At 64.3% G+C, this 26,791-nt stretch carries 26 protein-coding genes and 2 pseudogenes; 13 read left to right on the forward strand and 15 right to left on the reverse strand.

Going from position 1 to position 26,791, the window contains the following annotated elements; all coding sequences use genetic code 11:
- The first annotated feature begins 16 nt into the window (after window positions 1–16).
- Entirely contained in the window at window positions 17–310 is a 294-nt protein-coding gene (locus ACSYAO_RS00575; RefSeq protein WP_014035514.1) for a hypothetical protein, read from the forward strand.
- 83 nt (window positions 311–393) lie between these two features.
- On the opposite strand, the pseudogene ACSYAO_RS00580 reads toward ACSYAO_RS00575, so the two are convergent.
- Window positions 394–669: pseudogene (locus ACSYAO_RS00580) on the reverse strand (HigA family addiction module antitoxin); the annotation flags it as partial.
- A gap of 169 nt (window positions 670–838) precedes the next feature.
- Between ACSYAO_RS00580 and ACSYAO_RS00585 the strand changes: the two are divergent.
- From ACSYAO_RS00585 to ACSYAO_RS00600, 4 genes are all read left to right on the forward strand, one after another.
- The gene (locus ACSYAO_RS00585) at window positions 839–1,900 is read left to right on the forward strand and encodes a two-component system sensor histidine kinase NtrB (protein ID WP_049462239.1); all 1,062 of its coding nucleotides are present in this window, start codon (window positions 839–841) and stop codon (window positions 1,898–1,900) included.
- Entirely contained in the window at window positions 1,893–3,341 is a 1,449-nt protein-coding gene (gene ntrC, locus ACSYAO_RS00590) for a nitrogen regulation protein NR(I) (RefSeq protein ID WP_049462225.1), read from the forward strand. Before ACSYAO_RS00585 ends, ntrC begins: the two co-directional genes overlap by 8 nt.
- 93 nt (window positions 3,342–3,434) lie before the next feature.
- Window positions 3,435–4,004 (forward strand): superoxide dismutase family protein, encoded by a 570-nt coding sequence (locus ACSYAO_RS00595; RefSeq protein ID WP_014035519.1) that lies wholly within the window; start codon window positions 3,435–3,437, stop codon window positions 4,002–4,004.
- A gap of 31 nt (window positions 4,005–4,035) precedes the next feature.
- Entirely contained in the window at window positions 4,036–4,650 is a 615-nt protein-coding gene (locus ACSYAO_RS00600; RefSeq protein WP_049462224.1) for a superoxide dismutase family protein, read from the forward strand.
- Between the two features lie 118 nt (window positions 4,651–4,768).
- Here the strand turns inward: ACSYAO_RS00600 and ACSYAO_RS00605 are convergent, their stop codons facing one another.
- Window positions 4,769–5,656 (reverse strand): hypothetical protein, encoded by an 888-nt coding sequence (locus ACSYAO_RS00605; protein WP_032130160.1) that lies wholly within the window; start codon window positions 5,654–5,656, stop codon window positions 4,769–4,771.
- A 93-nt stretch (window positions 5,657–5,749) separates the two neighbouring features.
- Here ACSYAO_RS00605 and ACSYAO_RS00610 point away from each other — a divergent pair, with 93 nt between their 5' ends.
- Window positions 5,750–7,045, forward strand: a complete 1,296-nt coding sequence (locus ACSYAO_RS00610; protein WP_099551602.1) for an acetyl-CoA C-acetyltransferase — start codon at window positions 5,750–5,752, stop codon at window positions 7,043–7,045.
- A 118-nt stretch (window positions 7,046–7,163) separates the two neighbouring features.
- Here ACSYAO_RS00610 and ACSYAO_RS00615 read toward each other — a convergent pair whose 3' ends face one another.
- The 3 genes from ACSYAO_RS00615 to ACSYAO_RS00625 form a co-directional block, all read right to left on the reverse strand.
- On the reverse strand, window positions 7,164–8,459 hold the full coding sequence (locus ACSYAO_RS00615) for a heme biosynthesis HemY N-terminal domain-containing protein (protein ID WP_032130162.1): 1,296 nt from the start codon (window positions 8,457–8,459) through the stop codon (window positions 7,164–7,166).
- 6 nt (window positions 8,460–8,465) lie between these two features.
- Window positions 8,466–9,443, reverse strand: coding sequence for a uroporphyrinogen-III C-methyltransferase (locus tag ACSYAO_RS00620; protein WP_049462222.1), 978 nt, complete (start codon window positions 9,441–9,443; stop codon window positions 8,466–8,468).
- A 104-nt stretch (window positions 9,444–9,547) separates the two neighbouring features.
- Window positions 9,548–10,357 carry a uroporphyrinogen-III synthase gene (locus ACSYAO_RS00625; RefSeq protein WP_049462221.1) on the reverse strand — a complete coding sequence of 270 codons (810 nt, stop codon included), beginning with the start codon at window positions 10,355–10,357 and terminating at the stop codon, window positions 9,548–9,550.
- A gap of 35 nt (window positions 10,358–10,392) precedes the next feature.
- Here ACSYAO_RS00625 and ACSYAO_RS00630 point away from each other — a divergent pair, with 35 nt between their 5' ends.
- The 5 genes from ACSYAO_RS00630 (at window position 10,393) to ACSYAO_RS00650 (ending at window position 13,478) form a co-directional block, all read left to right on the forward strand.
- Window positions 10,393–10,860 carry a YiiD C-terminal domain-containing protein gene (locus ACSYAO_RS00630; protein ID WP_005407593.1) on the forward strand — a complete coding sequence of 156 codons (468 nt, stop codon included), beginning with the start codon at window positions 10,393–10,395 and terminating at the stop codon, window positions 10,858–10,860.
- A 32-nt stretch (window positions 10,861–10,892) separates the two neighbouring features.
- A complete protein-coding gene (locus ACSYAO_RS00635) occupies window positions 10,893–11,318 on the forward strand; it encodes a hypothetical protein (RefSeq protein WP_049462220.1) in 426 nt (141 codons plus the stop codon).
- 57 nt (window positions 11,319–11,375) lie between these two features.
- The gene (locus ACSYAO_RS00640) at window positions 11,376–11,813 is read left to right on the forward strand and encodes a rhodanese-like domain-containing protein (protein ID WP_049462219.1); all 438 of its coding nucleotides are present in this window, start codon (window positions 11,376–11,378) and stop codon (window positions 11,811–11,813) included.
- A 100-nt stretch (window positions 11,814–11,913) separates the two neighbouring features.
- Window positions 11,914–12,432, forward strand: coding sequence for a protein-export chaperone SecB (secB, locus tag ACSYAO_RS00645; protein WP_005407596.1), 519 nt, complete (start codon window positions 11,914–11,916; stop codon window positions 12,430–12,432).
- 20 nt (window positions 12,433–12,452) lie between these two features.
- Entirely contained in the window at window positions 12,453–13,478 is a 1,026-nt protein-coding gene (locus ACSYAO_RS00650; RefSeq protein WP_005407597.1) for an NAD(P)H-dependent glycerol-3-phosphate dehydrogenase, read from the forward strand.
- A gap of 145 nt (window positions 13,479–13,623) precedes the next feature.
- Here ACSYAO_RS00650 and ACSYAO_RS00655 read toward each other — a convergent pair whose 3' ends face one another.
- Complete coding sequence (locus tag ACSYAO_RS00655; RefSeq protein WP_440566369.1) at window positions 13,624–14,100, reverse strand: YybH family protein; 477 nt, start codon at window positions 14,098–14,100, stop codon at window positions 13,624–13,626.
- A 116-nt stretch (window positions 14,101–14,216) separates the two neighbouring features.
- Here ACSYAO_RS00655 and ACSYAO_RS00660 point away from each other — a divergent pair, with 116 nt between their 5' ends.
- Window positions 14,217–14,882: an Ivy family c-type lysozyme inhibitor gene (locus tag ACSYAO_RS00660; protein ID WP_049462217.1), complete on the forward strand. Its 666-nt coding sequence runs from the start codon at window positions 14,217–14,219 to the stop codon at window positions 14,880–14,882.
- A gap of 36 nt (window positions 14,883–14,918) precedes the next feature.
- Here ACSYAO_RS00660 and ACSYAO_RS00665 read toward each other — a convergent pair whose 3' ends face one another.
- The 7 genes from ACSYAO_RS00665 to ACSYAO_RS00695 all read right to left on the reverse strand — a co-directional run bounded on the left by ACSYAO_RS00665 (window position 14,919) and on the right by ACSYAO_RS00695 (window position 23,183).
- Window positions 14,919–16,301 (reverse strand): HipA domain-containing protein, encoded by a 1,383-nt coding sequence (locus ACSYAO_RS00665; protein ID WP_080356542.1) that lies wholly within the window; start codon window positions 16,299–16,301, stop codon window positions 14,919–14,921.
- Window positions 16,298–16,519 (reverse strand): helix-turn-helix domain-containing protein, encoded by a 222-nt coding sequence (locus tag ACSYAO_RS00670; RefSeq protein ID WP_200881082.1) that lies wholly within the window; start codon window positions 16,517–16,519, stop codon window positions 16,298–16,300. Before ACSYAO_RS00670 ends, ACSYAO_RS00665 begins: the two co-directional genes overlap by 4 nt.
- 471 nt (window positions 16,520–16,990) lie before the next feature.
- Complete coding sequence (locus ACSYAO_RS00675; RefSeq protein WP_032130168.1) at window positions 16,991–17,677, reverse strand: L,D-transpeptidase; 687 nt, start codon at window positions 17,675–17,677, stop codon at window positions 16,991–16,993.
- A 155-nt stretch (window positions 17,678–17,832) separates the two neighbouring features.
- Entirely contained in the window at window positions 17,833–18,105 is a 273-nt protein-coding gene (locus ACSYAO_RS00680; RefSeq protein ID WP_012509703.1) for a hypothetical protein, read from the reverse strand.
- A 212-nt stretch (window positions 18,106–18,317) separates the two neighbouring features.
- Window positions 18,318–19,268, reverse strand: a complete 951-nt coding sequence (locus tag ACSYAO_RS00685; RefSeq protein ID WP_049462216.1) for a DUF2268 domain-containing putative Zn-dependent protease — start codon at window positions 19,266–19,268, stop codon at window positions 18,318–18,320.
- Window positions 19,269–19,551: 283 nt separating this feature from the next.
- Window positions 19,552–21,351, reverse strand: coding sequence for a UvrD-helicase domain-containing protein (locus ACSYAO_RS00690; protein ID WP_049462215.1), 1,800 nt, complete (start codon window positions 21,349–21,351; stop codon window positions 19,552–19,554).
- Window positions 21,348–23,183 carry an ATP-dependent nuclease gene (locus ACSYAO_RS00695; RefSeq protein ID WP_049462214.1) on the reverse strand — a complete coding sequence of 612 codons (1,836 nt, stop codon included), beginning with the start codon at window positions 23,181–23,183 and terminating at the stop codon, window positions 21,348–21,350. Before ACSYAO_RS00695 ends, ACSYAO_RS00690 begins: the two co-directional genes overlap by 4 nt.
- Before the next feature lie 572 nt (window positions 23,184–23,755).
- Here ACSYAO_RS00695 and ACSYAO_RS00700 point away from each other — a divergent pair.
- Window positions 23,756–24,360: pseudogene (locus ACSYAO_RS00700) on the forward strand (IS3 family transposase); the annotation flags it as partial.
- A gap of 62 nt (window positions 24,361–24,422) precedes the next feature.
- Here the strand turns inward: ACSYAO_RS00700 and ACSYAO_RS00705 are convergent.
- Window positions 24,423–25,724: a TniQ family protein gene (locus ACSYAO_RS00705; RefSeq protein WP_080356541.1), complete on the reverse strand. Its 1,302-nt coding sequence runs from the start codon at window positions 25,722–25,724 to the stop codon at window positions 24,423–24,425.
- A 7-nt stretch (window positions 25,725–25,731) separates the two neighbouring features.
- Window positions 25,732–26,754 (reverse strand): transposition helper protein, encoded by a 1,023-nt coding sequence (locus tag ACSYAO_RS00710; RefSeq protein ID WP_223224734.1) that lies wholly within the window; start codon window positions 26,752–26,754, stop codon window positions 25,732–25,734.
- Between the last annotated feature and the right edge of the window lie 37 nt (window positions 26,755–26,791).

Here is a 26,791-nt window from a genome sequence, read left to right on the forward strand (position 1 = left end):
GGCCAGGACCCCTGCAATGAAGAACATCAAGAACAACAACGCAAAGAAGTACTACAAGCACTGGGCCGAATCGGGCCTGGGCAAGGGCAACGTGCTGATGGAAGCCCGTGGCGAGAAGATCGTGCGCCAGGTGGAGATCTACGGCACCAAGATGGTCTGGGCCGACGAGCATGCCCACAGCGATGACCGCTTCCTGCTGGCCGACCAGCCGGTGTCGTTCCTGGATTTCGACGAAGACGACGAGATCAGCGCGCGCGAATTCGAAAGCGCCTGGAAGAAGGCCCGGGAAGCCACCGGCTACCCGGTGTAACGCTGCCCGCCCGGGCTCGGGTCCCTTTCCGCAGGGAAAGGGCTCTGCCCCCGGGCCAAGGCTCGGGCAGCCGCGTTGTAGGGTTCGATCCGGGCAAGCACGTCGGCCAGCTTTTCCTTGGTCATCGCGGCATCGAAGTCGGCCTGCAGGCCGATCCAGAACTTGTCGGAAACGCCGAAGTAGCGGGACAGGCGCAGCCCGGTGTCCGCAGTGACTGCGCGATCACCGGAGACAATCTCGCCGATACGGCGTTGTGAGACGCCAATTGCCTTGGCCAGCCGGTATTGGGTGATGCCCAGAGGCTCCAGGAATTCATGCAACAGGATCTCGCCGGGAGCGGGGTAGGGGGCGGTTCGCATGGGGTGGATCGCTCAGAAGATTGACGCTGGGAGCAGTGTGGCAATCCCGTGTGCCTGCGGAAATTGGGTTATGCGACCACGTACGACGCATTCGGCCTGAGGGGTCAGGGCCCTTTCCTGACGGAAAGGGATCCGACCCCGGACCCGCGTTTTGCACTACATTGGTGCAATGTCCGACCTCGCACCCCCGCCGTCCCTCGATGCCCTGGGCACGCCGTTGGCCTGGGCCGGGGCCGATGGCTGCATTGCCGGCTGCAACCCGGCCTTCGCCCGCTGGCTGGGCGTCAGCGTCCGGCGCCTGCTGGGGCGGCCGCTGGCCGCACTGGAAGTGCAGGGCGAAGCACTGGCCCATTTCCTGGCTCGCGATGAGCGCGACAGCCTGCGCCTGAACCGGTTGGCGCTGGCGGTGCCCGGCGAGGCCCCGCGCTTCGCCGAGGGCTGGATGAGCCGCCGCGACGATGGCGGTTGGCTGCTGGAGGCGCATCCGGTCGATGAATTCCCCGGGCTCGACCCGACCCAGGCCCTGCCCAGTGCGCTCAGTGCGGCGCTGAAGGGACTGGCCCACGAGTTGCGCAACCCACTGGCCGGGCTGAAGGGCGCGGCCCAGCTGCTGGCCCGCCGCGCGGCCCAGCGCGATGCCAGCGAACGTGAGCTGATCGAATTGATCGGGTCCGAGATCGAGCGCCTCAACGGCCTGCTCGACCAGCTGCTGTCGCCGGCCCCGGCCGCACCGCATGCCGAACTGAACATCCATGCCGCGCTGGAGCGCGTGCTGCGCCTGGCCGAGAACGAGGCCGGCTGGGCGGTACGCCTGCAGCGCGACTACGACCCCAGCATTCCCGAATTCCACGGCGACGCCGACCGCCTCACCCAGGCGGTGTGGAACCTGGTGCGCAACGCGATCCAGGCCGGTGCCGGCAACATCACCCTGCGCACCCGCGTGGAGCATGGCGTGCGCATCGCCGAGCAGCTGCACACGCTGGCGCTGCGCCTGGAGATCGCCGACGACGGCCGTGGCGTGCCCGAGGAACTGGCCGAGCACCTGTTCCTGCCCCTGGTCAGTGGCCGAGCCGAAGGCACTGGCTTGGGCCTGGCGCTGGCCCAGCAGGTCGCACGCGAACATCGCGGCACACTGACCTACCGCTCGCGCCCGGGCCATACCGTGTTCACCCTGCTGCTGCCGATCGGCAACGGCGCCGCCCCGGCCGAGGAGGCCCCACGCGATGTCTGAGTCCTCTTCGTCCCCGCAGCGCATCTGGGTGGTCGATGACGATCGGGCCGTGCGTTTCGTGCTGTGCACCGCGCTGCGCGAGGCGGGCTACCAGGTCGTCGATTTCGACAGCGCCGCCCCCGCCCTGCAGGCGTTGAGCGAAGGCCCGCCGCCGGCGCTGCTGTTCACCGATGTGCGCATGCCGGGTGACGATGGCCTGGTGCTGTTGGACAAGCTCAAGGCCGCGCTGCCGCAGCTGCCGGTGGTGGTGATGTCGGCCTACACCGACGTGGCCAGCACGGCCGGTGCGTTCCGCGGTGGCGCGCATGAATTCCTGTCCAAGCCGTTCGATCTGGACGACGCCGTGGCGCTGGCGCAGCGTGTGCTGCCGGCCGTTGCACCGGCACTGGCGGCGCCCACACCTGCGGCGGAAGCGCATGGCGACCAGCCACCGCAACTGGTGGGCGATACCCCGCCGATGCGCGCGCTGTTCCGTGCCATCGGCCGCCTGGCGCAGGCGCCGCTGGCGGTGCTGATCACCGGCGAAACCGGCACCGGCAAGGAGCTGGTGGCCAATGCGCTGCATCGCGAATCGCCGCGCGCGCAGGGGCCGTTCGTCGCGCTCAATACTGCTGCAATCCCGTCCGAGCTGCTGGAAAGCGAGTTGTTCGGCCACGAAGCCGGCGCCTTCACCGGTGCCCAGCGCCGCCATATCGGTCGCTTCGAGCAGGCCAACGGCGGCACCCTGTTCCTGGATGAGATCGGCGACATGCCGTTGCCGCTGCAGACCCGCCTGCTGCGCGTGCTGGCACAGGGCGAGTTCTTCCGCGTCGGTGGCCGCGAGTTGATCCGCGTCGACGTGCGGGTGATTGCCGCCACCCACCAGGATCTGGAAGGACTGGTCGCGCAGGGGAAGTTCCGTGCCGATCTGCTGCATCGCCTGGACGTGGTGCGCCTGCAGCTGCCGCCGCTGCGCGAGCGTCGCGAGGACATCGCACAACTGGCAAGTACGTTCCTGGGCGCCGCCGCACGCAAGTTGGATACGCCGCCGAAGCGCCTGACCGCTGCCGCACTGCAGGCGCTGCGCGAACACGACTGGCCGGGCAACGTGCGCGAACTGGAAAACGTGTGCTGGCGGATGGCGGCGCTGGCCGCCGCTGACACCATTGGCGTGGCCGACGTCGATACCGCGCTCAACCGTACGCGCGGTCGTCGCAGCAGCACCACCAACGCCGATCCGGGGCAGTGGGAGGCGCTGCTGGCCGAATGGGCACGCCGTCAGCTGGCCGAAGGCGTGGAAGGGCTGCACGCGCAGGTGCGTGAGCGGGTCGACCATGCCCTGCTGGAGGCCGCGCTGCAGATCACCCATGGCCGCCGTGCCGAAGCCGCGGCCCGCCTGGGCCTTGGCCGCAATACCCTTACCCGCAAGCTGGGCGCCGGGCGCCGTCGCGGGGGCCATTGAACGGTCCCTGCACGCGATCCTCGCGCCCGCTTGCCGAACCGTTGATCGTTCATGGACGATGCCGTCCGTAGTGTCACCTGCAAGGAGTCTTCGATGCGTCTGTCCTTTGCCATCCTGCCGTTGTCCGCCGCCGTGCTGCTGTCTGCCTGTGGCAGCGCACCGAAGAAGGCCGAACCCACCCCGCCACCGCCGACCGTGGTCAGCGCCGCCAAGCAGGCCGAGGCCAATCTGTCGCCGGCCTCGGCCAGCATCGTCAGTGGCCGCATCGCGCTGATGGTGGAGCCCGGTGGCATCCACATCACCGGGCTGATCGGTGGCCTGCAGCCGATGCAGCAGGCCGGTTTCCACATCCACGAGCGCGGTGACTGCAGCGCGGTGGATGCCAGCAGTGCCGGCAATCACTTCAATCCCGGTGGCGCTGCGCATGGCCGCGCCGGCACCGGCAAGCACCACCTGGGCGACATGGACAATCTGCGTGCCGACGCCCAGGGCCGCGCCAACGTCGATATCCACCTCAAGGGCGTTACCCTTGGCGGAGGCGCCGCCACCGATATCGCCGGACGTGCACTGGTCGTGCATGCCAACGCCGACGACTATCGCAGCCAGCCCGCCGGCAATGCCGGCGTCCGCATCGCCTGTGGCGTGATCCGGGTTGTCCGCTGATCACTGCAGGCATCATCCAGGGAGAGATTCCATGCGTTTGATCCACACTTCGCTGTTCGCAGCCATTGCTGCACTGGGCCTGGCGGCCTGCAACCAGCAGCCGGCCGCGCCGCAGGCTGAAACCGCGCCGGCCGCTCCGGCCGACGGCGCCACCGCCGAACCGGCCGCAGCACCTGCACCGGCTGCCGATGCCTCGGCCACGGCCGAGCTGGCGCCGACCCAGGGCAATGAGACCAAGGGCAGCGTCACCTTCAAGGTGGTTGACGGCAAGGTCCACGTGACCGGCCAGATCAGCGGCCTGAAGCCGGGCAGCGAGCACGGCTTCCACATCCACGAGAAGGGCGACTGCAGCGCGCCGGACGGCATGAGCGCCGGTGGCCACTTCAACCCGGGCAAGCAGGATCACGGCAGCGTGTCCGCCGATCCGCACCACGGTGGCGACATGCCCAACATCAAGGCCGACGACAAGGGCGTGGCCACCATCGACGGCCCGGTGTCGAGCAACGTCAACATCGGCAAGGGCGATGACTTCGACATCATCGGCCGCGGCCTGATCGTCCATGCCGATGCGGATGACTACAAGACCCAGCCGACCGGCAACGCCGGTGCGCGCCTGGCCTGCGCAGTGATCCAGAAGGCGCAGTAAGCCATCAGAAAACGCCGGCGCAAGCCGGCGTTTTTTCTTTATCGGTAGTGCCGGCCGCTGGCCGGCAATCGCAGATCCGGAGGTCGCCGGCCAGCGGCCGGCACTACCAACACCCGCATCAGCGCGCCAGCAACTCGCGCGCGTCCTGACCGGCCTCGCAGTGCACGAACAGCACCGGCACGCCGTGCGCTTCCAGCACCGCGGCCATCTGCCGCTGGCGCATCAGGAACTGCTCGTAGATGCCCTTCAGGCGGTCGCAGTCGTTCTTGCCGTGGTTGTAGTGCGCGCACCAGCCGGCCGGATCGAACAGCGCCATGCGTGCCTCGCCATGGGTATAGCGCAGCAGCGGCTCCGGCGCGGCATTGAGCCACTCGTCCTCGCCCGGCGCCATGATCGCGGTCTCGATCAGCGGCCACAGCGCGGCCAGGCCCTGGTTGTCGTACTGCATCGACATCATCGCGGCCAGATCATTCACGGTGAAATAGCGCGCATGCTCGATGCGGGCACCGAAGGTGTTCTGCGCCATCAACGCGGTGTCGGCATGCGCCATGCCGTTGGCCAGCAGCGTGTCTTCCAGCGCCTCGGCCACTGCATTGGTCGTCGCCACGTCGCTGCCGGTCAGCAGGAACGGCACCACGCGCAGGCCACCGCCCACCAGGCTGGCATCGGCCTGGAACGGCAGCGGCACATCACCAGTGGCGTCGGTACCGAAGGCCAGCAGGCGCGGGCCCTGGTTACGGCCCGGCGCACGCATCTGCAGTTCTTCCAGGCGGCGATGGATCGGCCAGCCCGGACGCAGTACTTCGGCCGGGTCGAAATGGGCGGCGGCGAACACCAGGTCCAGCTCGGCCACCTGCGGCACCAGCTTGGACAGGTCGCGGCCGACGCGATCGGCCAGTTCACCGGCCTGTTCGGCGCTGAGCACCGCCTGGCGGGGGATTTCGCCGCCGGCCAGTTCCAGGGCCAGCACGCCAAGGGCATTCATCGCGGGGTCGGGTTTGCTCATGGTTCCACGGTTGGCCCATCACAGGGCGGCAGCTACACTTGGCTCCATTATGCCTGCTCCGTCGTGCAGGCCATGTTGCAGACACCCTCATCCATGCCAGGTATCTCCATGCCCAACGCTCGTCCCGTCGCCATCCTCGGTGGCGTCCGCATTCCGTTCTGCCGCCAGAACACCGCGTATTCGGATGTCGGCAACCTCGGCATGTCGGTCCGTACGCTGGGCGCGCTGGTTGAACGTTTCGGCCTGCATGGCCAGCAGCTGGGTGAAGTGGCGATGGGTGCGGTGATCAAGCACTCCAGCGACTGGAACCTGGGCCGCGAAGCCACGCTGTCCTCCGGCCTGTCGCCCTTGACCCCGGGCATCACCCTGCAGCGCGCCTGCGGCACTTCGCTGGACAGCATCATCACGGTTGCCAACAAGATCGCGCTGGGCCAGATCGAATCGGGTATCGGTGGCGGTTCGGATACCACCTCCGACGTGCCGATCGTCTACGGCAAGAAGCTGCGCGCGCGCCTGCTGGCCGCCAACCGTGCCAAGAGCACTGGCGACAAGATCCGCGCGCTGACCGCTGGCTTCAAGTTCTCCGAGCTCAAGCCCGAGTTCCCGGGCGTGGCCGAGCCGCGCACCGGCAAGAGCATGGGCGACCACTGCGAGGACATGGCCAAGGAATGGAACATCTCGCGTGACTCGCAGGACGAGTGGGCGGTGTCGTCGCACAAGAAGCTGGCTGCCGCCTATGAGCGCGGTTTCTTCAACGACCTGATCGCACCGTTCCGTGGTGTCGAGCGTGACAACATCCTGCGCCCGGATACTTCGCTGGAGAAGCTGGCCACGCTGAAGCCGGCGTTCGACAAGGTTTCCGGCCGCGGCACGCTCACCGCCGCCAACTCCACGCCGCTGACCGACGGCGCCGCCGCCGTGCTGCTGGCCAGCGAAGAGTGGGCGCGTGCCCACGGCCATGAGCCGCAGGCCTATCTGCGTGACGCGCACGTCTCGGCGGTGGACTTCGTGCATGGCGAAGGCCTGCTGATGGCGCCGACCGTGGCCGTGCCGGAGATGCTCAAGCGCAACGGCCTGACCCTGCAGGACTTCGACATCTACGAGATCCACGAAGCTTTTGCCGCGCAGGTGCTGTGCACCCTGCGTGCGTGGGAGAGCGAGGATTACTGCCGCAATCGCCTGGGCCTGGATGCACCGCTGGGTCGCATCGACCCGGACAAGATCAACTTGCTGGGCTCGTCGCTGGCCACTGGCCACCCGTTCGCGGCGACTGGCGCACGCGTCATCGCCACCGCAGCCAAGCAGCTGGCCGAACGCGGCGGTGGCCGCGCGCTGGTGTCGATCTGCACCGCCGGCGGCATGGGCGTAGTGGCGATCGTCGAGCGCTGATCGTTGCGACCGCGCGCCAACCAAGGTTGGCGACTACCGGGTTCCATAGATGAAAACGCCGCCCATCGGGCGGCGTTTTTTCTTGCTCAAGTGGGTGCCGACCGTGGGTCGGCACGCTTCACGGCAACCGTGGATTGCCGAATTCGTCGCGCTCTTCGTTGGCGTCATACACCGGCGGCTGCACCGTAACCGGCTGCTCCTCCACCGTGGCACGCAGCGGCGCTTCGGTGCCGCGCACCAGTTCCACGCTGTCCTCGCCACGCTGCAGTCGCAGCGCATTGGCCAGGCACTGCGCGGCCAGCGCGTGCTCGCCACGCTGTGCGAACAGCTCACCCAGTGCCTCCCACGCCGGGGCACCGGCGCCCGCGGCGATGGCCTCGTGCAGGAACGCATCGGCGGCATCCCACTGCTGCTGGGCCAGGGCCACGCGGCCCTGTGCCAGGCGCAGCGCAGCCGAGCTGTCGTGCACGTTGCGCCAGCGCGCGAGGTTGGCCTGACGCGTGGCCAGGCGCTCGGCCGGCAGGCGGCCATACAGCGCCACCAGTTCGTCATCCCAACGCTGGTCCAGTGCCTGTTCCAACGCCAGCAGCGCCGGTTCGTCCCAGTTCAATGCAACCGCACGGCTGGCATACGCACCCACCACGTCCGGGGTTGGCCGCAGCGCCTTCGGCGTGGCTTCCCACTGCGCGGCCAGCGCATTGACGTCGGCTGCTTCCAGCAGCGCCTGTGCGGCCAGGCGTGCTTCCAGTTCGCTGTTGGCGTCGGCCGGCAGCACCTTGCTCTGGCGCAGTGCACCCAGCTGGCCATACGCCTCGTGGGCGCGGCCGGCCTGTGCCAGCGCTTCGGTACGCAGCCACAGGCCGCGCGGCGGCAGCGGCTGGATCGTCGCCACATCCAACGCGTTGATCGCATCCACCGGCAGATCGCGCGCCAGCAGCTGTTCGGCGCGCAGAAGCGCCTGCAGGGTGGCATCGCTCTCGCCCAGGCGCTGCAGCAGGGCTTCACCGGCGGGGCCGTCGGCACGTGCCTGCGCACTGCGCACGGCGTTGGCCAGCGCCACCGCGCTCACTTCCGGATCCTTGGCGGCACCGTCCAGCAGCTTTTCGGCACGCTGCCACTGACCGTGCTCATAGGCCTGCAGGCCGTCGATCAGGCGCACCCGGCCCTGCTTGCGGCGGTAGCGGCCCCAGGCGCGGAACGGTGCTGCGATCAGGCTCCACAGCAGCCACAGCACCAGCACCGCGATCACCGACAGCAGTGCCACCTTGGGCAGGTTGCTGTGGTAGTCGTAGCCGCCGTAGCGCAGGGTCACTTCGCCGAAGCGGTTGAGGTCATCGGCGCCGAGCCATTGCGCGGCCACCACGCCGATGGCCACGGCCAGCAACAGCACGACCAGGGATTGCAGGGGTTTCATGGGGGATTACCTCCGGTCGGTCTGGGTGCGCAGTTGCTGCAGGGTGCTGCCAAGAACGCTGTTGCTGGCCTGCAGCGGAAGCTCGCGCAAGGCCTTCAGTTCAGCACGTTGCGCGCGCAGGGCCGGTGAATCCGGCCAACGCCGCTGTGCCCAGTGTTCCACGCGCGCCAACGCGGTATCGCGACCGGTGCGGTCGCCACGTTCGATTGCGGCACGCGCCAGGGTCAGTTCCAGCTGCAGCGCATCGTCGGCATTGCGGCGTTCGGCGGCGGTCAGCGGGCCATTCTGGCGGCTAGGGGTGATATCCACGAACGGTGCCAGCGTGGCCTGCCACCAGGGCTTGCCGGCGCCGGGCGCGGTGCCACCCGTCACCTGCGAGGGCAGGCCCTGCAGGGCCTTGGCCAGGGCATCCAGGCGTTGCAGCGATTGCACGCGCGGGCCGGTGCCCAGCGCATCCAGTGCATCGCGTTCCTGTACCAGTGCCTGGCGCAGGTTCAGGCCGTCGCTGTCGGGCAGATCGGCCAGCGCGGTGGCGGCCTGTGCATACAGGCGGCGTGCGCCTTCCACGTCGTCGGCGTAGTTCAGGCGTTGCGCCGCCTGGGTCAGCAGCAGTTCGGCCTCATCGCGCTGTACCGCCTGACGGCCCTGGTTGGCGCTGTCGGCCAGCTTGGCCAGGTTCTCTTCCAGCAGCGCACTGCGCTGGGAAAGGCCCAGCATCTCGTCGCGCAGCACGCGGTTGGTGGTCGCCGCATCCTGCAGGCGCTGGCTGGTTGCGCGCTGGTCGCGGCGCAATGCATCCAGCGTCGCCTGCAGGCCCTGCAGTTGTACGGCCGTGGTCTGCGCCTGGGCTTCCTGTTCGTGCTGTTGCTGCTGCCAGACGTACCAGCCGGCATAGCCGCCCACGCCAAGCACGACCACCCCGGCCAGCGGCAGCAGCCAGCGCACGGGTCGACGGGGCGGGGAAACGGGCGGAGTCTCGTTCATGGGGCTTCCTTGTCGGCACCGTCGCCGGTCAGGTTCCGGCAGGCCGCGTTGTGCACAGCATCACTGTTGCCGACCACAGCGGCAAGCGTGACCCACGTCCCTGTTCAGTTCGCTGCCGGGACGGTGAGCGTGGCGTGTGCAGCCGCCACCAGCTGCGCGGTGGTGGGCCCGGCCGCGCGCACCACGCGCTGCAGCCCCAATGCGTGCGCCTGTTCGCCCAGCCGTTCGCTGGCCACGACGGCGGTGGCATGTGCCTGACAGCGTTGCTGCAATGCCGGCGGAAGCTGCTGCCAGAAATGCAGCAACGCCTCACCACTGCTGACCGCCAGCACCCACGGATACGCTGAATGCGCCAATCGAGCCAGCGTGCGTGGCGACAGGCGCAGCAGGCGACGCTGATAGACATCGGCGCGCTCGATGCTGCCGCCGGCCGCCTGCAGTTGCGCAGCAATCAGGCCGCGCCCGCCGGGGGCGGTCACCAGCCCGATGCGCAGGCCGCGTACGTCCGCCAGTACCGGCAGCGCCAGCAGGCCCTCGCTGTCCATCCGCTGCGGCGCATGCACCTCGGCGACACCCTGCGCCCGCAGCGCGCGCGCGGTGCCTTCGCCCACGGTCAGCCACGGGCTGCGTTGTGCCTCGGCCAGTGGCAACAGGGTGGCGGCTGCGGTAACGGCGGCCGGGCTGGTGAACACCACCCGATCGCAGTTCAGCGCGCGTTGCAGCTGGTGCACCACTGGCGTGCCGTTCAGGCGCTGCAGGCGCCAGGGTGGCAGGGCCAGCACATGCCCGCCCAGCCCAGCAACGGCGCGGCGCAGCGCGGAATTCTGGCCCTGCGGTCGCAGCGAAATGAAGGTCCAGCCCGGCTCGGAACCGGCGGCGCCAGTGGGTATCGTATGGTCGGCCATTGCCTGCATTATGCGGGCCCTTCGTTGTCGTGGTCCCTGCTCCGATGTCCGTTGATGCTCTGACTTCCTCGCTGGCCGCCCTGCAGGACGTGCTTGACTGCATGCCGGCGGTCCGCGCCATGCAGATCCAGCTCGACGGCTATGCCGATGGCGTGCTGCGCATCACCGCGCCGCTGGCCGCCAACGTCAACGACAAGGGCAACGCCTTCGGTGGCAGCCTGGCCTCGGTGCTGACCCTGTCCGGCTGGGCGCTGGTCAGCCTGCGCCTGCGCCTGGCCGGCCACGATGCCGAGGTCTACGTGGCCGACAGCAACCTGCGCTACCTGGCACCGGTCTACGAAGACCTGCACGCCCATGCCGAAGCGGCCGAGGCCACTGGCTGGGATGCCTTCCTGAACACCTTCCGCCAGCGCCGCAAGGCCCGCATCAGCATCATCGCCACCCAGCCCGGTGCCGATGGCAAGCCCGCCGCCGAGTTCAGCGGTCGCTTCGTTGCCTTCGCCAAAGGGTAGGATGGCAGGCTGACGTTCTGGGGAAACCACCGATGCGCCGCCTCATCCAGTTCCTGATGTGTTCCCTGCTGCTGGCCAGCGCCGTGGCTTCGGCCGACGACCTGAGCCGCAAGCAGCGCAAGCTGCTGGAAGAGACCCAGATCGCCTACGGCGCCACCATCCGCTGGGGCAGCATGGACGATGCCATCGGCTATCTGGACCCCAAGCTGCGCAAGGAAAAGCCGCCCACCGAGTTCGAGCTCAACCGCTACGCGCAGCTGCGCGTGTCGTCCTACCGCGAGCGCAGCAGCGCCGCGCTGGAAGGCGGCCTGGTCGAGCGCCGGGTCGAAATCGGGGTGATCAACCAGAACACCCAGGCCGAACGCACCGTGGTGGTGGTCGAGCGCTGGCGCTGGGATCCGGAGGCCAAGCGCTGGTGGCAGACCGCCGGCCTGCCGGACCTGTGGAAGGGGCAGTGACGGGCCGCGTCCGGCTTGTGCGACAATCGGCGCCCGCTTAATCGACCCGTGACCTGAGTGAATTACGAAGAGTTGCTGGCCTTTGCAGGCCGAAACCCGATGCTGTCCGCGGCCCTGGTCGGCCTGACCGTGGCCATCATCGTCACCGAGATCCGCCGCCTGTTCCGGGGCTTCAAGGGCATCAAGCCCGTCGAACTGACCCAGCTGATCAACGCGGGTGGCACGGTGGTGGTCGACCTGTCGGCCAGCGGTGACTTCGAGAAGGGCCATATTGCCGGCAGCCGCAATGCCCAGGCCAGTGCCTTCGGCCCGGACAACAAGCTGGTGGCCAACGCCAAGCAGTCGCCGGTGGTGCTGGTGTGCCGCAGCGGCAACGCCTCGGAAACCGCCGCCAAGGCGCTGAAGAAGGCCGGCTTCGAAAAGGTCTACGTGCTCGACGGCGGCATTCCCGCCTGGCAGCAGGCCGAGCTGCCGCTGGTCAAGGGCCGCAACTGATTGCCGCAGGTGGCGGATCCGGCCTTGTATGGGCCTGATCCCGCCCCCATCGCAGTAGTTCGACCATCGTTTTCATTGCATTCACCTGGAGTTACTGGAAATGTCCGAAGAGATCACCAACGGCGCCGCTGCGCCGGTCGATGCCGCTACCGGCCCTGCTTTCACCGTCGAGAAGATCTACGTCAAGGACGTCTCCTTCGAGTCGCCGAACGCTCCGACCATCTTCAATGACCAGGTGCAGCCGGAACTGCAGCTCAACCTGAACCAGCAGGTGCAGCGCCTGGGCGAGAACGCCTTCGAAGTGGTGCTGGCCGTGACCCTGACCTGCCAGGCCGGTGAGCGCACCGCCTACGTGGCCGAAGTGAAGCAGGCCGGCGTGTTCGGCCTGGTCGGCCTGGACCCGCAGTCGATCGACGTGCTGCTCGGCACCCAGTGCCCGAACATCCTGTTCCCGTACGTGCGTCAGCTGATCAGCGACCTGATCCAGGCCGGCGGCTTCCCGCCGTTCTTCCTGCAGCCGATCAACTTCGAAGGCCTGTACGCAGAAACCCTGCGCCAGCGCCAGGAGCAGGGCGACGCACCGTCGCTGGCTGACTCCGAGCCGGCTGGCAACGCCTGATTCCTGCCGCGATGTCACGGATGAGCACTACCGCTGACAAGATCGCCGTGCTTGGCGCCGGTTCCTGGGGAACCGCGCTGGCCAGCCTGCTCGCACGGCACGGTCACCCGACCGTGCTGTGGGGGCGCGACGCTGCCGTGGTCGAGGCCATCGACCAGCGCCACGAGAACCCGCGCTACCTGCCGGGCATCCCGCTGCCGGACAGCCTGCGTGCCACCACCGACCTGGCGTCGGCAGTGGAGGGCGCCGCCTGGATCCTGGTGGTCACCCCGTCGCATGCCTTCGGTGAAACCGTGCGTGCGCTGGCGCCGCTGCGTCCGGCCGGTGCCGGCGTGGCCTGGGCCACCAAGGGCTTCGAACCTGGTTCGGGCCGCTTCCTGCATGAAGTGGCGCGCGAAGTGCTGGGTGAGGACGTGCCGCTGGCCGTCGTCACCGGTCCGTCGTTCGCCAAGGAAGTGACCCAGGGCCTGCCGACCGCGATCACCGTGCACGGCGACGTGCCCGAGTTCGCGCAGACGGTGGCCGAGGCAATGCATGGCCCGGCGTTCCGCGCCTACACCGGCGACGACATGGTCGGTGCCGAGCTGGGCGGCGCGATGAAGAACGTGCTGGCCGTGGCTACTGGTGTGGCCGACGGCATGCAGCTGGGCCTCAACGCCCGTGCCGGCCTGATCACCCGTGGCCTCAACGAGATGCTGCGCCTGGCCGCGGCGATCGGCGCCAAGCCGGAAACGCTGATGGGCCTGGCGGGCCTGGGCGATCTGGTGCTGACCTGCACCGGCGACCTGTCGCGCAACCGCCGCCTGGGCCTGGCCCTGGGCCGTGGCCAGACGCTGCAGGATGCCGTGCGCGAAATCGGCCAGGTGGTCGAGTCGGTGCAGACCGCCGACGAAGTGATGCGACAGGCACGCCGTCATGGCATCGACCTGCCGATCTCGGACCGCGTGCGTGCCGTGCTGCACGGCGAGCAGACGCCTGAGGAAGGCCTGCGCGCGCTGCTGGCGCGGGAACAGAAACCGGAGTATCCGGATACGCTGTTCAAGTGAATCGAAAAACCCCGGCTACGTGCCGGGGTTTTTTTATGTGTGCGCCCCATCCACGCATGGCGTGGATCTACTCCGGAATCCGCTTCTGGTAGCAGCCAACCTTGATTGGCGCCCGGTAGCGCCGGGCCATGCCCGGCGGAATCCATCACCGCGCCCGCGGCGGTGCGTTGCCGTTGTCCATGTCCGAGAAGATCAACCACGGCCCGTCGCCCACGCGCTTCAGCGTCAGCGTGAACTTGCCGGTGTCCCCCACGTTGTTGCCGTAGCGGTAGGCACCAATGATGTAGCCCGTGCTGCCCTCCACCGAGTACGCCAGCGCGCACAGCCGCAACGGGCTGCCGCCCTGGCCGGCATACGCGACTTCGATCGCGCTGCGCCCACGCACCGGTAGCTGGTTGCTCTGCAGCACAAAACCATCCTCGGCGAACAGCGCAGCCAGTGCCCTGGCATCGCCCGTGCGCCAGGCCTGCTCGTAGTCGCGCAGTACGCGATCCAGTGTCGCGGGCAGGGCCGCATCGGGAAGCGGCTGTGCCGCCTTCGTGCTTTCGGCATCGTGGGCGATTGCCGGAATTGCCAGCAGCAGGGCACTGCAGAAAATCACGGCGAGTCGTGTGCGGCGCATGCGTCCAGGCCCTTGGGATGACAGGAAGTCGACGAACGCATCCTAGCGCGGCGCTGGTTAGAATCACGGAGGCGCCCGCGCAGCTGCATGCACCGCAGATCAGACAAGGACACGGAATGAAGATTCGAATCACAGGGATGGTACTGACGGTCGCACTGCTGGCCGCCTGCGGGCAGGCACCGGCACCCGATGCAGCACCAGCCGCACCGGCACCGGCCACCGAAGCACCGGCCGCCACGGCAACGGTGGTCGAGAAGGAACCGTCCATCGAAGACGGCGTAGACCCTTCGGTGTGGGACAACGAAGGCGAACCGGAAGACCCGAGCGCCGGCGGAGAACTCACCTGTGCGGACAACCCGCTGGCGACCCACTTCTTCACCCTGGTGGGCGGCAACACCGTGGACGACTGCGGCCGCAAGGACCCGAAGGTGCTGGCCGCGTTCAACGCCCTGATGAAGAACACAGCCGCGGCCGAATCTGCTGACAAGGAGATTCCGTCGCTGCGCGAACGCCTGTTGAGCGGGCCCAGCGGGCCCGGCGAGCTGGTGGTGCTGCAGGGCGAGCCATGGTGGTTCTACACCGCCTGCCAGGCCCACGACTGCCCCGGCACCGCGCTGGCGATGCTGTACTCGCCCGATCAGTCGAAGATGGTCGGCCGTCTTACCGCGCGCTGCAGAATCTGGTGGCTGGGTGAACCCAGCGACGAGCAGCGCGCGCTGATCGAGCGCGAGCAGCCGGTGGACAAAGCGATGCTGAAGGAAGAAGGCGAGTCCTGCGAGTAATCGGTGGTGACGCCGGATGATGTTCCGGCGGCCGCATCATGCGGGTGAAAGCTGCCTCACCATGTCGGCGATGATCACGTGGACCAGCGTTCTCAGGAAATGCACCTCGCCTTCCAGGGTTGGGCCGATGTCGAAACGGGTCAACCATTGCTGGTTTTCCTGCAGCACCTCCGCGTAAAGCGCCTGGGCTTCGCCTGCGATGCGGTCGATCTGATGGCGCAGCTGCCGGGTGGCGGCTGGTCTTCCCAGGCCCAGGGCTTCACCGGCAGAAACCAGATGCTCGAAACGAAGGTCGTGGAAGCGCGCGACACCGAGAATGGGCCACGACAGTTCCGAGCGTTCTGGCCAACGTGCGCCCTCGTCGGCATACGCGCGGGTCTCGTAACATGCGGTGGACAGCAGGTCGTAGTGGGGGGCCAGTTCGATGCCCCTGCTGTCGACCAGGAAGCTCAGGTTCTTCAGGTGCGCATCGTTGTTGCCGGTGAGTACATTGAAGATCAACCAGTCGAACAGGCGGACGCGCGTCTTGAGCTTGCTTCTGCATTGCTCGACGATGACCTTCAGGGTGTCGATGCTGCCGAGCGTGTACTTGAACTGCCGGTCGAGGTTGAGCAGCTGGCAGGCGTCGATGGCATGACGGCGATGGATGGCATCGGCGGTGATTTCGCGATCAAAGCGCTCGATGATGAAGACCGGCTCCGGTACGTAGCGGCGCTCGATCTTCGGCACCTGCAGCCCCAAGCGCTGTGCAAGGCGCATCACGAACCACTCGTTGGCCACGCTGTGGGGATAACTGCTGCTGGTGCTGTCAGGCTTGAGGATGTGGGTCGAGGGCTCGGCGCCCAGAGGTTGGTAGAGTTCTCCCCCTGTCTCGATGATTGCCAGCTTGTGCTGGGCACCTGCCAGTGACATGCGCTTGGCGGCACCCGCCGCAAGCGACGTGCGTGGCAGGCCTTGGATACGCGTGGAGAGTTCCGCATCGGGTAGTGGTTTTCTGCCGCCGGGTGGCAGGCGCTCGCCTGGAGGCAGCAGCGTCAACGAGCCTGCCGATTCCGCGCCATAGGCGGCCAGCAATGCGAACGCGTCCGCGCCATCCACCCTGGCATCGGTTGCCATCAGCGTGCGTTGCTGCTCTTCCGGCAGCAGATTGTCGAAGTACCACTGCACGGGGCGTTGGCTGGAGCCATCGAGGATGGCGGTGTCTTGCAGTGGCAACGCAGGCGCCAGTGGAAACCGATGTGCGCTGCCGAGCCACTCCGGCGTATAGGTGAAGCGCCACAGGTTTGCTGCTTCGGTCAGGCGGCCCACCGGCGCTTCGTCGATGCTGACCTGCAGTTCGCGTGGTGGAAGCGGATAGTGCAGTCCAGACAGGACGGTCGTTGTAATGACGTCCTTGAGATCGATACGGGGGGCGCTCATGGCACCTTCCCGTTGGCACGTTTGGCCAGCAGGGCCATCGCTTCGTCCGGCACGTCGATTTCGACATGCAGCCCCAGCTCGTCAAGCACGGTGAACAACTTGCCCCATTGCACCGTGGTACCGCCGCGTTCGACCTTGGCCAGGAAATTCTCGCTGACCCCGATGCCTTCGGCGGTTGCATCCTGGCGCAGTCCCTGATGCTTGCGGGCGGCTCTCACCAGTGGTCCCAAGGCCTCAGCCTTCTCAAGCCTGATCTTCAATGGGAACTCCCCCAGCAGAGCCTGACGCTCTGGATTCGACCCATCGTCTATACCATACAATCCTCACTGCAGTGAGGATTCTTCGCGCAAAGCCCAGGATTCCTTAGAATCCTTTCGGTCTTGAGGATTTCTTGGCAAAAGAGCTGGATGCAAGAAAATCCTCATTGAAATAAGGATTTATCTGCAAAGGCGTCCAGCGCCCAAAAAATCCTCATGAACTCAAGGATTCTTTGACGTCGTGGGAGCGCGATGCCTCATCCGGTCCATATGGGCAGCGCCACGAGGGTGGGACGTCCGCGATGAGTGGGGTCCAGGTGGGGCCTGCCAGGAGCGTGCCCGGGAACCTCTGCCTGCAGCGCAGGCTCGCAACGTCAACAGGCCTGGCCGCACCCCGGCCACAACCAGCCATGGCCGCAGGCAAAGCGTCTGTTACTTGCTCGCGCGCCGCGCGCCTTTCTCGTCTTCGTCCTTTGCATCGCCCCGGCTCTGCGCGAACTCCGGGAACGTCTTCGCGATCGAATCCTTGTCCGGAAGGATGTAGAACACGCCGCCCTTTTCGAACGTGGATTGCACGATCTGCTCGTAGAACGCAGGCGTGACGTTGATGCAGCCGTGCGTAACGCGGTTGTCGTCCGGCGAAGGTGATGCCAGCCGTTCGGCGCGCTTCTCTTTCGGAGTGCCTGGCGGCAGCGGGTGCATCGACACGGCGGAATCGTAGTCCACCCACAGCACGCGACCGGCATCGTCGGAGGGGCCATAGCCACCAATGAAACGGCCCGCCGGGGTAGTGCGGTCATGGCCTGGAATCGCACTCAGCGCGAGCTTGGCAACGCCGGGTGCGGAGTGATCGCCGATGGCCGAACCGAACAGCGCCGGTGCGGCACCGCGCAGCTTGCCGTCTCCACCGAAGACCAGTACCTGCGCAGCCGCCTTGTCCATGATCGCGAACGGATAACCCTGGTTGTCCTTGCTGGCGACTACCCAGCCGGCCAGTTCGATCACCGTCTCGGACACGCTCTGGTCAGCGGGCAGTTCATCGACTGCGGCGACCGGGGGTGCAGGTGCGTCCTTGTCCCTGGCGTTGGCTACGCCGCTGCACGCAACGGCCAGTGCCATGGCCAGTGCGGCATGGAGGGCGCGGCGCGCAGGGGAGGAGGAGGTACGAATGGGACGGCTCCTTGCAGTGCAATCTTGGTGGAAGGATGCCAGTGGCCGGCGAAGGCCACTGGTTCCCGATACAGAGATGGATCAGTTCAAACGGTGAGGGAGGATCAGCCGCGCGGCTTGCGGCCCGCTGGTGCCCTTTCAAGCTGCTGCACGCGACCTTCGATCTGGTCCAGACGCTGGTTGGCCTGCTGCGCCGACTGGTTGGCGGACTCGGCACTCTGGGCGGCGCCCTGCACCTTTACATCGAGCTGGTCGAGACGCGAGTTGATCGTTGCAAACTCGTTCTTGTAAGAGGCGCAAGCGCCAAGGCTCACGGTGGCGATGAGCGCCACGCTGAGTGCACGGGCCATCTTCATGTGTTGCGAGGTCAGTTTCATTCCACTCCCTCCTTCGTCTGGGGAAGCTGGAATATAGCGGCGTTTGTTCCCGGCGCTACCAAGCGCTTTCAGCTGGAATTTGAGTACGTGGATGGGCTGTGAAGGCCTGTAAATCAACGAACCTTAACAAGCGGGATCAAGCGGGCTGATCTGCACCGGCGTATCGCCTTGTGCCTGTTCAATATCACCCATTCACCTGCATGAAGCCGGCATCACGGCATGTGCGTCTGTGTGCTTTCGCCTGCTCCACACGCAGGCTGCCATCCACTTGCTTCCAGCAGCGCTGCAGCGTTTCCAGGCTGGACATCCAGCAGTTCGGCGATGGCGTTGGGCGTGTCGGGCGCGCGCGCAACATAGGCGTGGGCAATGCGGTAGCCGATCCAGTAGCCGAGATCTCCGCGGCGCGTATCGTCGCCGGGGCCGTTGTACAGCCACCTCGAAAGATCGGTACCCATGCTGTCCTGCAGGAACGCGCGCTCCAGCGCACACTCGCGACCCTGCGCCCAACGCTGCAGATGCGCGTTGGCCGGTTGCCCGGAGATCCGTTCGGCCACGTATTCGGCGCCGCCTTCCAGCAGCGTCTGATAGAGCAGGTTGGGCTGCTCGACATCAACGCGCGCGCCGGGCTGTTGCACGTGCACGTACTCATGGGCGATCAGGTGCACGAAGCGGTCGCTTGCATCGGCCTGCATCCAGTCGGCATTGCACAGCGCTTCCAGTCCAATGACCACACCTGCTTCGGTGGTAACGCCACCACTGTTGCCGCGGCCCACCAGTACGGTGACCGGAGGAAAGCGCGCAGACGGCAACAAGGCGCCGAGCTGATCGACGGCAGCGGCGACGCGCGTGCGGATCGATGGCAATGCGGTCGCGCAGGTTCTCGCTTTCGCAAACAATGCCGGCTTGTCCTGGATGGCCCTGGCCAGCCGCTCCATCGAGCCGATACGGCTGTCGGTGAAGCTGCGCAGGGCATCCGTACCCGCATCCAGATAGCCGTGCTGCAGATCATCGGCGCTTGGGCGCCCATGGTTGGCGTCCAGCACCTTGAAGAAGCGCGTGACATCGTCTGTCTGTACGACGATGTGCCCGGCAGGACCGACACGCTCAGCCGCCTGTGCCTGCAGCAGCGCGATCGGCGAGGCGATCAGGATCAGTGCCCGCATCAGGCATCGAGCGTGATGCGCGTAAGAAGCCGACAGTAGACGGGCAACCAAAGGTTTGTCGCCATCCGCAACCATAGGTTGAGCAAATTTCCTGCATCCATTGGCGCAACTATGGTTGCCAAGCACTCATAGTCTCCCCGCTGACCGGCAGGAACCCAGTTCCATCAAGGGAAACGTATTCAAGTCCGATCTAGCGAAAACCTATGCTTGCTCCCATTCAGCTTCATCTCCTGCGCTGACGTTGATTCCAGTGCCGCGTTGGGTTGCTATCCAATGCGCCCATTCAGGGGGAACCGTTGCCCTGTCCGGCCGTTGGGGCTGCAGCCGTAGCGGTTGCGTCCTTGAAGCCCTTTGCATGGAGATCGGCACGAAGGCTCTTCAAAGCTGTTACAGGGACAGCCAACCACAGCAGATCCCTTGCCCGGGTCACAGCCACGTACCCGATTCGCCCGTCCTCGGTGGAACCTCCGCCTAGCAGTGCAGATACATGCGGTTTCGTTGCCATGTAGAGGACGGCATCCAGGCTTTCGCCCTTGACCTGATGCACGGTACTGATTCTGACCCGCAAGGGCTGATCGGCACCTAGGTCAGGCGGGCTCATTAGCGGTGAGCCGGGCAAACTCCTCTTCGAGAGCCGAGCACCGAGCGTGGACGATGTATGGTTGAGACCGTGGGCTGTGCTCAGATTGGTCATCAGGACCCTTACACGTTGCAACATTGCCGGCTGCCAATCGCTAATAGCGGGCAGCGCCGCGCTGGGCAGGCCCGAGACCGGATCTCGCGTAAAAGCCCAGATGACACGACGAAGTGCTCGTTCCTCTGGGTACCTGACAGGCTGAGTCAGGCGAGCAACGATGCCCTTGGGCGCGTTGTCGATCAAACCCATGATGGCAGTTGCCACGAGTCTGAATGCTGTTGAGTAGTCGGAGTGGATATCGCGCGCCATCGCTGCCTGGGCAAGGATCTTGGTCGTTCCCACGCCAGGCGCACCCCCATGCCCAGCCAGCTCGTTGGCCCACTTGCGTGCGCGGCAGAGCACGGCGGAGCGTGCTGGGTCCAACCCAGCGGAGACCAGTGTTGCCTGGAAGGCCGCCACGACCTTTTTCGTATCGGCAGTCGTGTACGGAACGAAGTAGGCCCCGTGGAGCGTAGGTGGCGCTGTCCTATCCGGATCGTCCGTGCGCGCCGAGATTGCGTTGGCGAGATCGAGTACGGCCGGTACGGACCGATAGTTCCTCGTCAGGGCGGCCGCAGAAACACCGGGTTTGCTGTGGTAGCTGGACAGGAACGAGCCGGTCGCGCCCATGAACTCGTAGATGCCTTGATTGGGATCCCCAATAAGGGAAATCTGAGAGCCTGCTTGGCTGAGCCTCTCAATGATCACCTGGTGCAGGATGCCGATATCCTGGGCTTCATCAATGAGGATATGGGGATAGCGACGCGCAAGGACTCGGAGGATCTCGGGTTGTTCGCGGAGGGTAAGGTCGACCCAGTAGCGGGCCAGCTCATGGGTGTAAGCCCCCAGTTTTCCCAAGGCTGCGGCAACCTTTGGGCCATTGTTGATCCTCGCCAGCATGCCGGAGTTCTGATAGAAAAAGCCCGTTTCAGCCCCAGAAGGGCCTATGACAACGCGATGGATATGCCCTTGGGGCACTGGGTAGTTATCGGTTCTCGGCGATTCCACCCAGAAGCGATAGTCCTTTCCTAAAAGGAATGACTCGCTCCCTGATAGCAAGAACGGGGTCGTGGTACACCCCATCGTCCGATGGGCGTGGGGTCGCAGAATATTTGTCGTAATGAACCCGTCCAATGTGTCGATCTCGACACGCTGGTGGGACGGGATCTTGAGCGATCCCATTGCGAGTGCCTGGTACTCGCGCCTGAAGGTCTCCACGGCGATGTTCGAGAAGGACAGGAGCGCAACCCGGCCCCGGTGATCACCGAGGCATTGACGTATGTGGGCCAGCCTGCGTACAGCCGTGAAGGTCTTCCCACTTCCCGCGCAAGCGATGACCGACATCGGATGCAATGGTGCCGTGATGATCTCACGCTGTTCAGCTGAAGGAGTAGTATCCGTGCTCATTCGTCTTCAGCCTTCTTCGGGCCAAGCTGACAAGCGTGTTCGACTGCAGACTGGATGTACTCCGGAACAGTGAATTCTTCCTTTTTCGCCTTGGCGATCAGGTACGCCAAAGCTTGTGCAAAGCGCCCCTTCTGGACGTTTCCGTTCTTCCGCTCGAACATTCCGCTGAACAGTACGCGAGCCTTCTCTGCATCTCCCGTAGCGGCGTCTACCTTCTTCTCCAGGTTCGCAGAGATCTTCGGGTGTAGCTCCTTAAGCGCCGCAAGCATGATCTTGCGATTGCTGGCGTACAAGGCCAAGTCATACTCAAGCGTCTTTAGCCCATGGAAGATCTTGAGATATGAATCCTCGAACTTGAGCATACTCAAGGTATTGGCGGACACCTGCACCTTGTCGCCGATCGAAGGGTAGACAGGAGCCGCCTTCTTCTTTCCACTAGAGGTCCCATCTTCCGGCGCATGGTCGTCCGCTTCTGCGCTGCCATCGCCCTCTTCCTCTTCATCCTCTTCACTCGGACCTGTTGGGTCTGCATCCGTAAGCACGGAAACAGGAATCTTCAGCGCCTTCTCGCCGAACAGTGGAATGAATGAGTCGAAGTTGAGGCCTTCAACGCTGATGAGGCTTACCCCATGCTTACGTAGATCGCGACCGCACTTCTCGGCGAGCACACTGACAAGGACCAATTCCGCAGCGCCCTCGACCAGGATTGCGCGGCGTGCAAAGAAGAGCTCAGCCCGAGTGACGTCCAAATAGCGCTCAAGCTTCTCACGCTTTCCGACAGAAAACTTGATGTCTCGGGGAAAAAAAGTCTCCACCCTGATTCCGGTGTCGACAAGACAGGTGAGACTGTCGAGGTTGGCGATGCTGGCAAAGTTGGGTGAGTGGCTGGTAACGAACAGCTGGACAGGCTTCTCTTTGTCCACTGCCTTGATGGTCTCAAAGTATCCCAGGAGCACAGCCTGCAATTGGGGATGCAGATGTGCCTCGGGCTCCTCAATGATCAGGCCTCGATAGCTGGCTTGCGGGTTCTTGGTCAGCTCGCTGAGAACGACCGCCATGAAGATCAGATTGTTGAATCCGAGCCCGTTTTGCTCAAGCTCGAACAGATCAACGGTAAGGGAGAGACGCGAAGCCAGGCGTTGGAAATCGCTGACGCTAACCCCCAGCTCGAGCAGCTGGGACAGCTGTGGCCCCAACATCTCGGAATGGCGAGTGGTTATCGCCTTATGGGTGCTCACAATCGGCGCTTTCGTCTTGAGCTCATCATCCAGCAGCTTCAGTGCCTTATTGATCTCGATCTTGCCATCGTCATCAACGAGCAGCTGAAACAGTCGGGACAGCTGGCTTGTGCGGCCGGGTCTAAGAGCCTGAGAAGCATCGCGCAGGGGCTGTAGATAGACGCCACGAAGGTTCTCCATCATGTCCGTTGTCAAGCCGACATCATCATGGTCTCCGCACCAGCGCTTCGCTCTAAGTCGCCCCGTCTTATCCGCCTCGGAGAAGCTGATGGTGATATGCGCCTCCATCTGCCCGTCCTTGGCAGGTTTCAGGGCAGTCATGAAGTCAGCTTCATCATCGGGGCTCAACCCTCGGAAGATGTACTTGAACACGATGTTGCCGCTAGGCGATCCTGTCTTCGGCCGATGAATATCGTCCGAGTCCAACCGCGGGTACGGTTCATCGTGCCCGGCAAGGAGAGACCTCAACGCATCGACAATGGCGGTCTTGCCCGCGTTATTCGCACCAACCAGAACGTTCAGTCCACTTTGGAAGTGCAGTACTGCGTTGTTGATCTTGCGGAAGTTCGAGATAGACAGCTCTGCCAAGTACACCCTGATGTCTCCTTGTGCTCATGGCGGCGTAGCCGCCTCCTGTCCCTAGCTGCAGCACGACGATGGCCGGCTGACAGCCCCTATCTACCTGGGCAGATTCTAATCAAATCAGGGGAATTGGACGTTCCGGCAACACTCGTACGCGCATCGCCTTTTGGTTCCCCGGCCCCTCAGGCAAGTAAGGGGCGACGTCGGATCCGTCCCCCAAGCGAAGGCAGGGGGGTACGTCTGGTAGCAGTGCCTTTCAGCGCACCGACGCGCGATGAAGTGGCAGGCCCTATTCGGTCAATGCAGTGATGGCGCTTGTACATGGTGGCGGAGTTTGATTGGCGACGGCCCTCATGAAGGACAACAGTTTGTTATTGCAATTCGTAACACTGATGTCCCCGGATCGCCAATTCTTTCGGGAACGGCCTGGCGTAGCCTTCTCTTCCAGCGGTGCTGCCCATCGGCTGCCCTGAGTCAATCAACTTCTCATATCTGGAAACTGGGCTGTGGCCACCAATCGAATTTGCAGTGTTCTCGGAATTTCAAAGCCTGTCATTCAGGCCACGCTCTCATGACTGACGGATGCGCGCCTGATGGCCGCCGACGGCCTGCAGGGCTGGCCCCAGCGCAAGCGTCGCGGGCGGTGCGCAACTCCGGCCATGACAGCGCCGGGCGTGGTCAAACTGCTTGAACGCGATTTTCTCGCGCTGGAGCCGGAAACCGAGTGGGTGACAGATATTACCGAGATCAAGACCCGACAGGGCAAGCTGCATCTGTACGACCAGCGCATCGTGGGCTGGTCAATACACGATCGACAGGATCGCCAGATGGTGACCCGGGCTGTGCAGATGGCGGTGTGGCAGCGTCAAGGAAGCGATGAGGTAATCCTGCATTCGGGTTGAGGCAGCCAGTTCCGCAGCCCGACTACCAAGGGCATCTAGCGGCTAACGGGCTGATCTGCTCGATGAGCGCTGTGGGTCATTGTGGCGACAACGCGGCCTGCGAAGCCCTCTTTGGGCCACTCAAGCGTGAGCGGATCTATCGAACGAACTGCGCCACAAAGTATGCAGCACGAGCGGATGCGTTTGACTACATAGAGCGACGCCATAACCCAAGGATGCGACGAAGGGTCGCCAGGCAGGACCAGAAGGTTGCAGCTCTTTTAGAACCGTCCGTGATATCGGGGTAGAACCCCGCGGTTGAACAACCCGCTCGGCTGCGCAGGGAAGTGATGTCTTCTTCTGGCCTTCTTCAGCGGCACGGGAAGGGATCACCGGAAGCTCGGAAGGCCGGAGAGCGCATGGCCTTTGTAATAACAACTGCGGTCCGGGCGCACTCTCTAGCGATCTCTGCCGAAATGGCGAATCTCTTCAGAACTTCACTTGCTACGCCCCGCTCGCGCATGCCGCTCTTAAGCAGGGTCATGGACAGGGCCATAATTCTGCTCGCCATGTTCCGACCCGCAAGAAGGTCCTGGCCAGGTTGCCTCTGAAGATCTAGGTAGACGCTGAATGACGGCGCACGGTGGATAGAACTTTTTCGTTTAGAAACCAACAATAAGCTAAGGAACTGCTGGCTAGGGAAGACACGCGTATTGGCCTTGCAGAGCGCGTGGAGCACGACTTCGAATTTCCTCGCCTGAGCCCCCCAGTCCTCTAGATCAAAGGCGATCTCACCGTCCACCTCATGGCTTGGAAACAATGAAGTCGATGAGGCCGGAACTGGTTCGGTCAAAATTCCGATAATGTCAACAGATTTGATGGCGGATAGGTTGAGTAGCGTTCTGAAAGTGGTAGTAGTTCGTCTGAAGCGAATTGCATCCCTCCAGAACCTGTTATGAACGATCTTCAGCCTATCCAATGTCCCATCTTGAAGGAGCCCATCAAAGAAACGTTGATAGTTCTCCGCAGGAATAACCACATCAGGGTTGGTTGCGGTCCAGCGTACGACGTCCTCGATCGAGGCGTTGGCCCAGGACTGAAGTGCGCTCGGCCTCTCGTGCGTGGTTGCGCGCGCTAGGCTGCAACCGCAATAGGCGCACGAGGCCGCGTTGCCCCTTCGCAACTGTTGACTGTTGCCGCATTCTTGGCAGCGATCAATGATTCTGACTGAGTGCAAGGAGCAATGCGAGTAGTGAAGGAAGTTCCAGATGAGCCTCTCACTTAGACCGTTACTCTCGCCAGCCTCCAGCAGGCACTCAGGACACCAGCGGCGATTGATGCCAGCAAGGCCGCCATCCCGCATCTGCAGGACATTAATGAAAGGCGAGAGCGTGCAGCCGACCAGGCGTTGGTTAGTCAGCTGCTCTAGCGCGCGCGCGCGGTTAAGGCTCACCTGCCCTGGTCCCACGAAGCTATTTCGCTCACTCAGTCCATTTCTTGGCTGACCCGCAACTTTGTCAAGCACTCCTGCGAGGTGTGTCTTTGTAAACCCGGTCGTTTCGCACATCCTCTGGAAGTACCCTCCAAGTGACTCAGTCTGGGCGGTGGCTCCGTCGATCGGTGCAATTGGCGGCAGTGCTGTCCACCGATACCGCATGTGTGCCGTAGTCATTTTCGCTCTACTCCCCCGTACCCATGCGCTTCAGGAAGTCAGCAATTCTCTTCTCACCATTCAAGGGCCTCTGATCCGCAAGCTTGTTGAAGGCCAGCACGCTGCTCCACACGGTTCCAAGCTCCTTCTCGCTTGAGGAGCTGGCGTGCAAGTGCGCTTCAGTGATGCTGTTCGCTCCCTCATTCTTTCGGCGGAGCTCAGCCCTATGGACGACGTCGATAGTGGGGCCGAACACGCCAGCACCATTGGCGTACATCAAATCAGTATTCTTAACGAGGAGCTTGGGATCGGACAGGTTGAAGCTCTGCCCGATACCCTTCAGCACTGCAACGAAATCCCGCTCGTCTTGGGAATTCTTCAGGTTATACGGCCGGATGTAGACGAACCGGGATCGATTCCAGACGTCGGGGTGTCCCGCCCACAAACTCTCCGCAGTGTGGGTAGCCAGCATCACTATGACGCAGCCGATTTCTTCAATCAGTCGCACAAGGTTCGACATGTACCCATAGCTGGTTTGATGAAGATGCACCATCGTCAAGGTTGCCGCTTCTTCCAGGAAGATGTACTTAAGTTGACGTTGTTTCGCCACAGATTCGAAGCTGTGCTGCAATCTCGGCTGCGACTGCGTTGCCCTCACTCTCTTCCACAGCTGATTGTTTACCTCTGCCTCCGCCTGGACATGGTGCGCATCAGTACTGACCGATCGGTCCTTGTTCTCCAGCCAGCCGAAGTCTGGTTCCACCACAGCGTGATGGAGGCGCAGCGTGAGATCCTTGGAGTTGAACTTTCCCCGATCATTGGCCATTGCACGCACCGATATCAAAGGAAGCGTGCCAGCTGGCCAGAGGCTCTGCTTCCCGGCAAGGACGGGAAGAATAGCTTGTCTGATCTCACTCTTGCCCGAGCCAGAAGGAGCCAATGCCCAGACGAACGTACCTGGGCGCGCACCTTGGATGGCATTCAAGAGTTCGGAGTAAGCCGTCCTCATGCGGCTATGATTCACAAAAGGAATTCCAGAGTTGCTGTCCACTATCGGTTCCTGTGAATTTGAATGACTGGCGCGGGCT

This window comes from Stenotrophomonas sp. STK16_22 (assembly GCF_051984505.1).
Taxonomy (GTDB): Bacteria; Pseudomonadota; Gammaproteobacteria; order Xanthomonadales; family Xanthomonadaceae; genus Stenotrophomonas; species Stenotrophomonas maltophilia_A.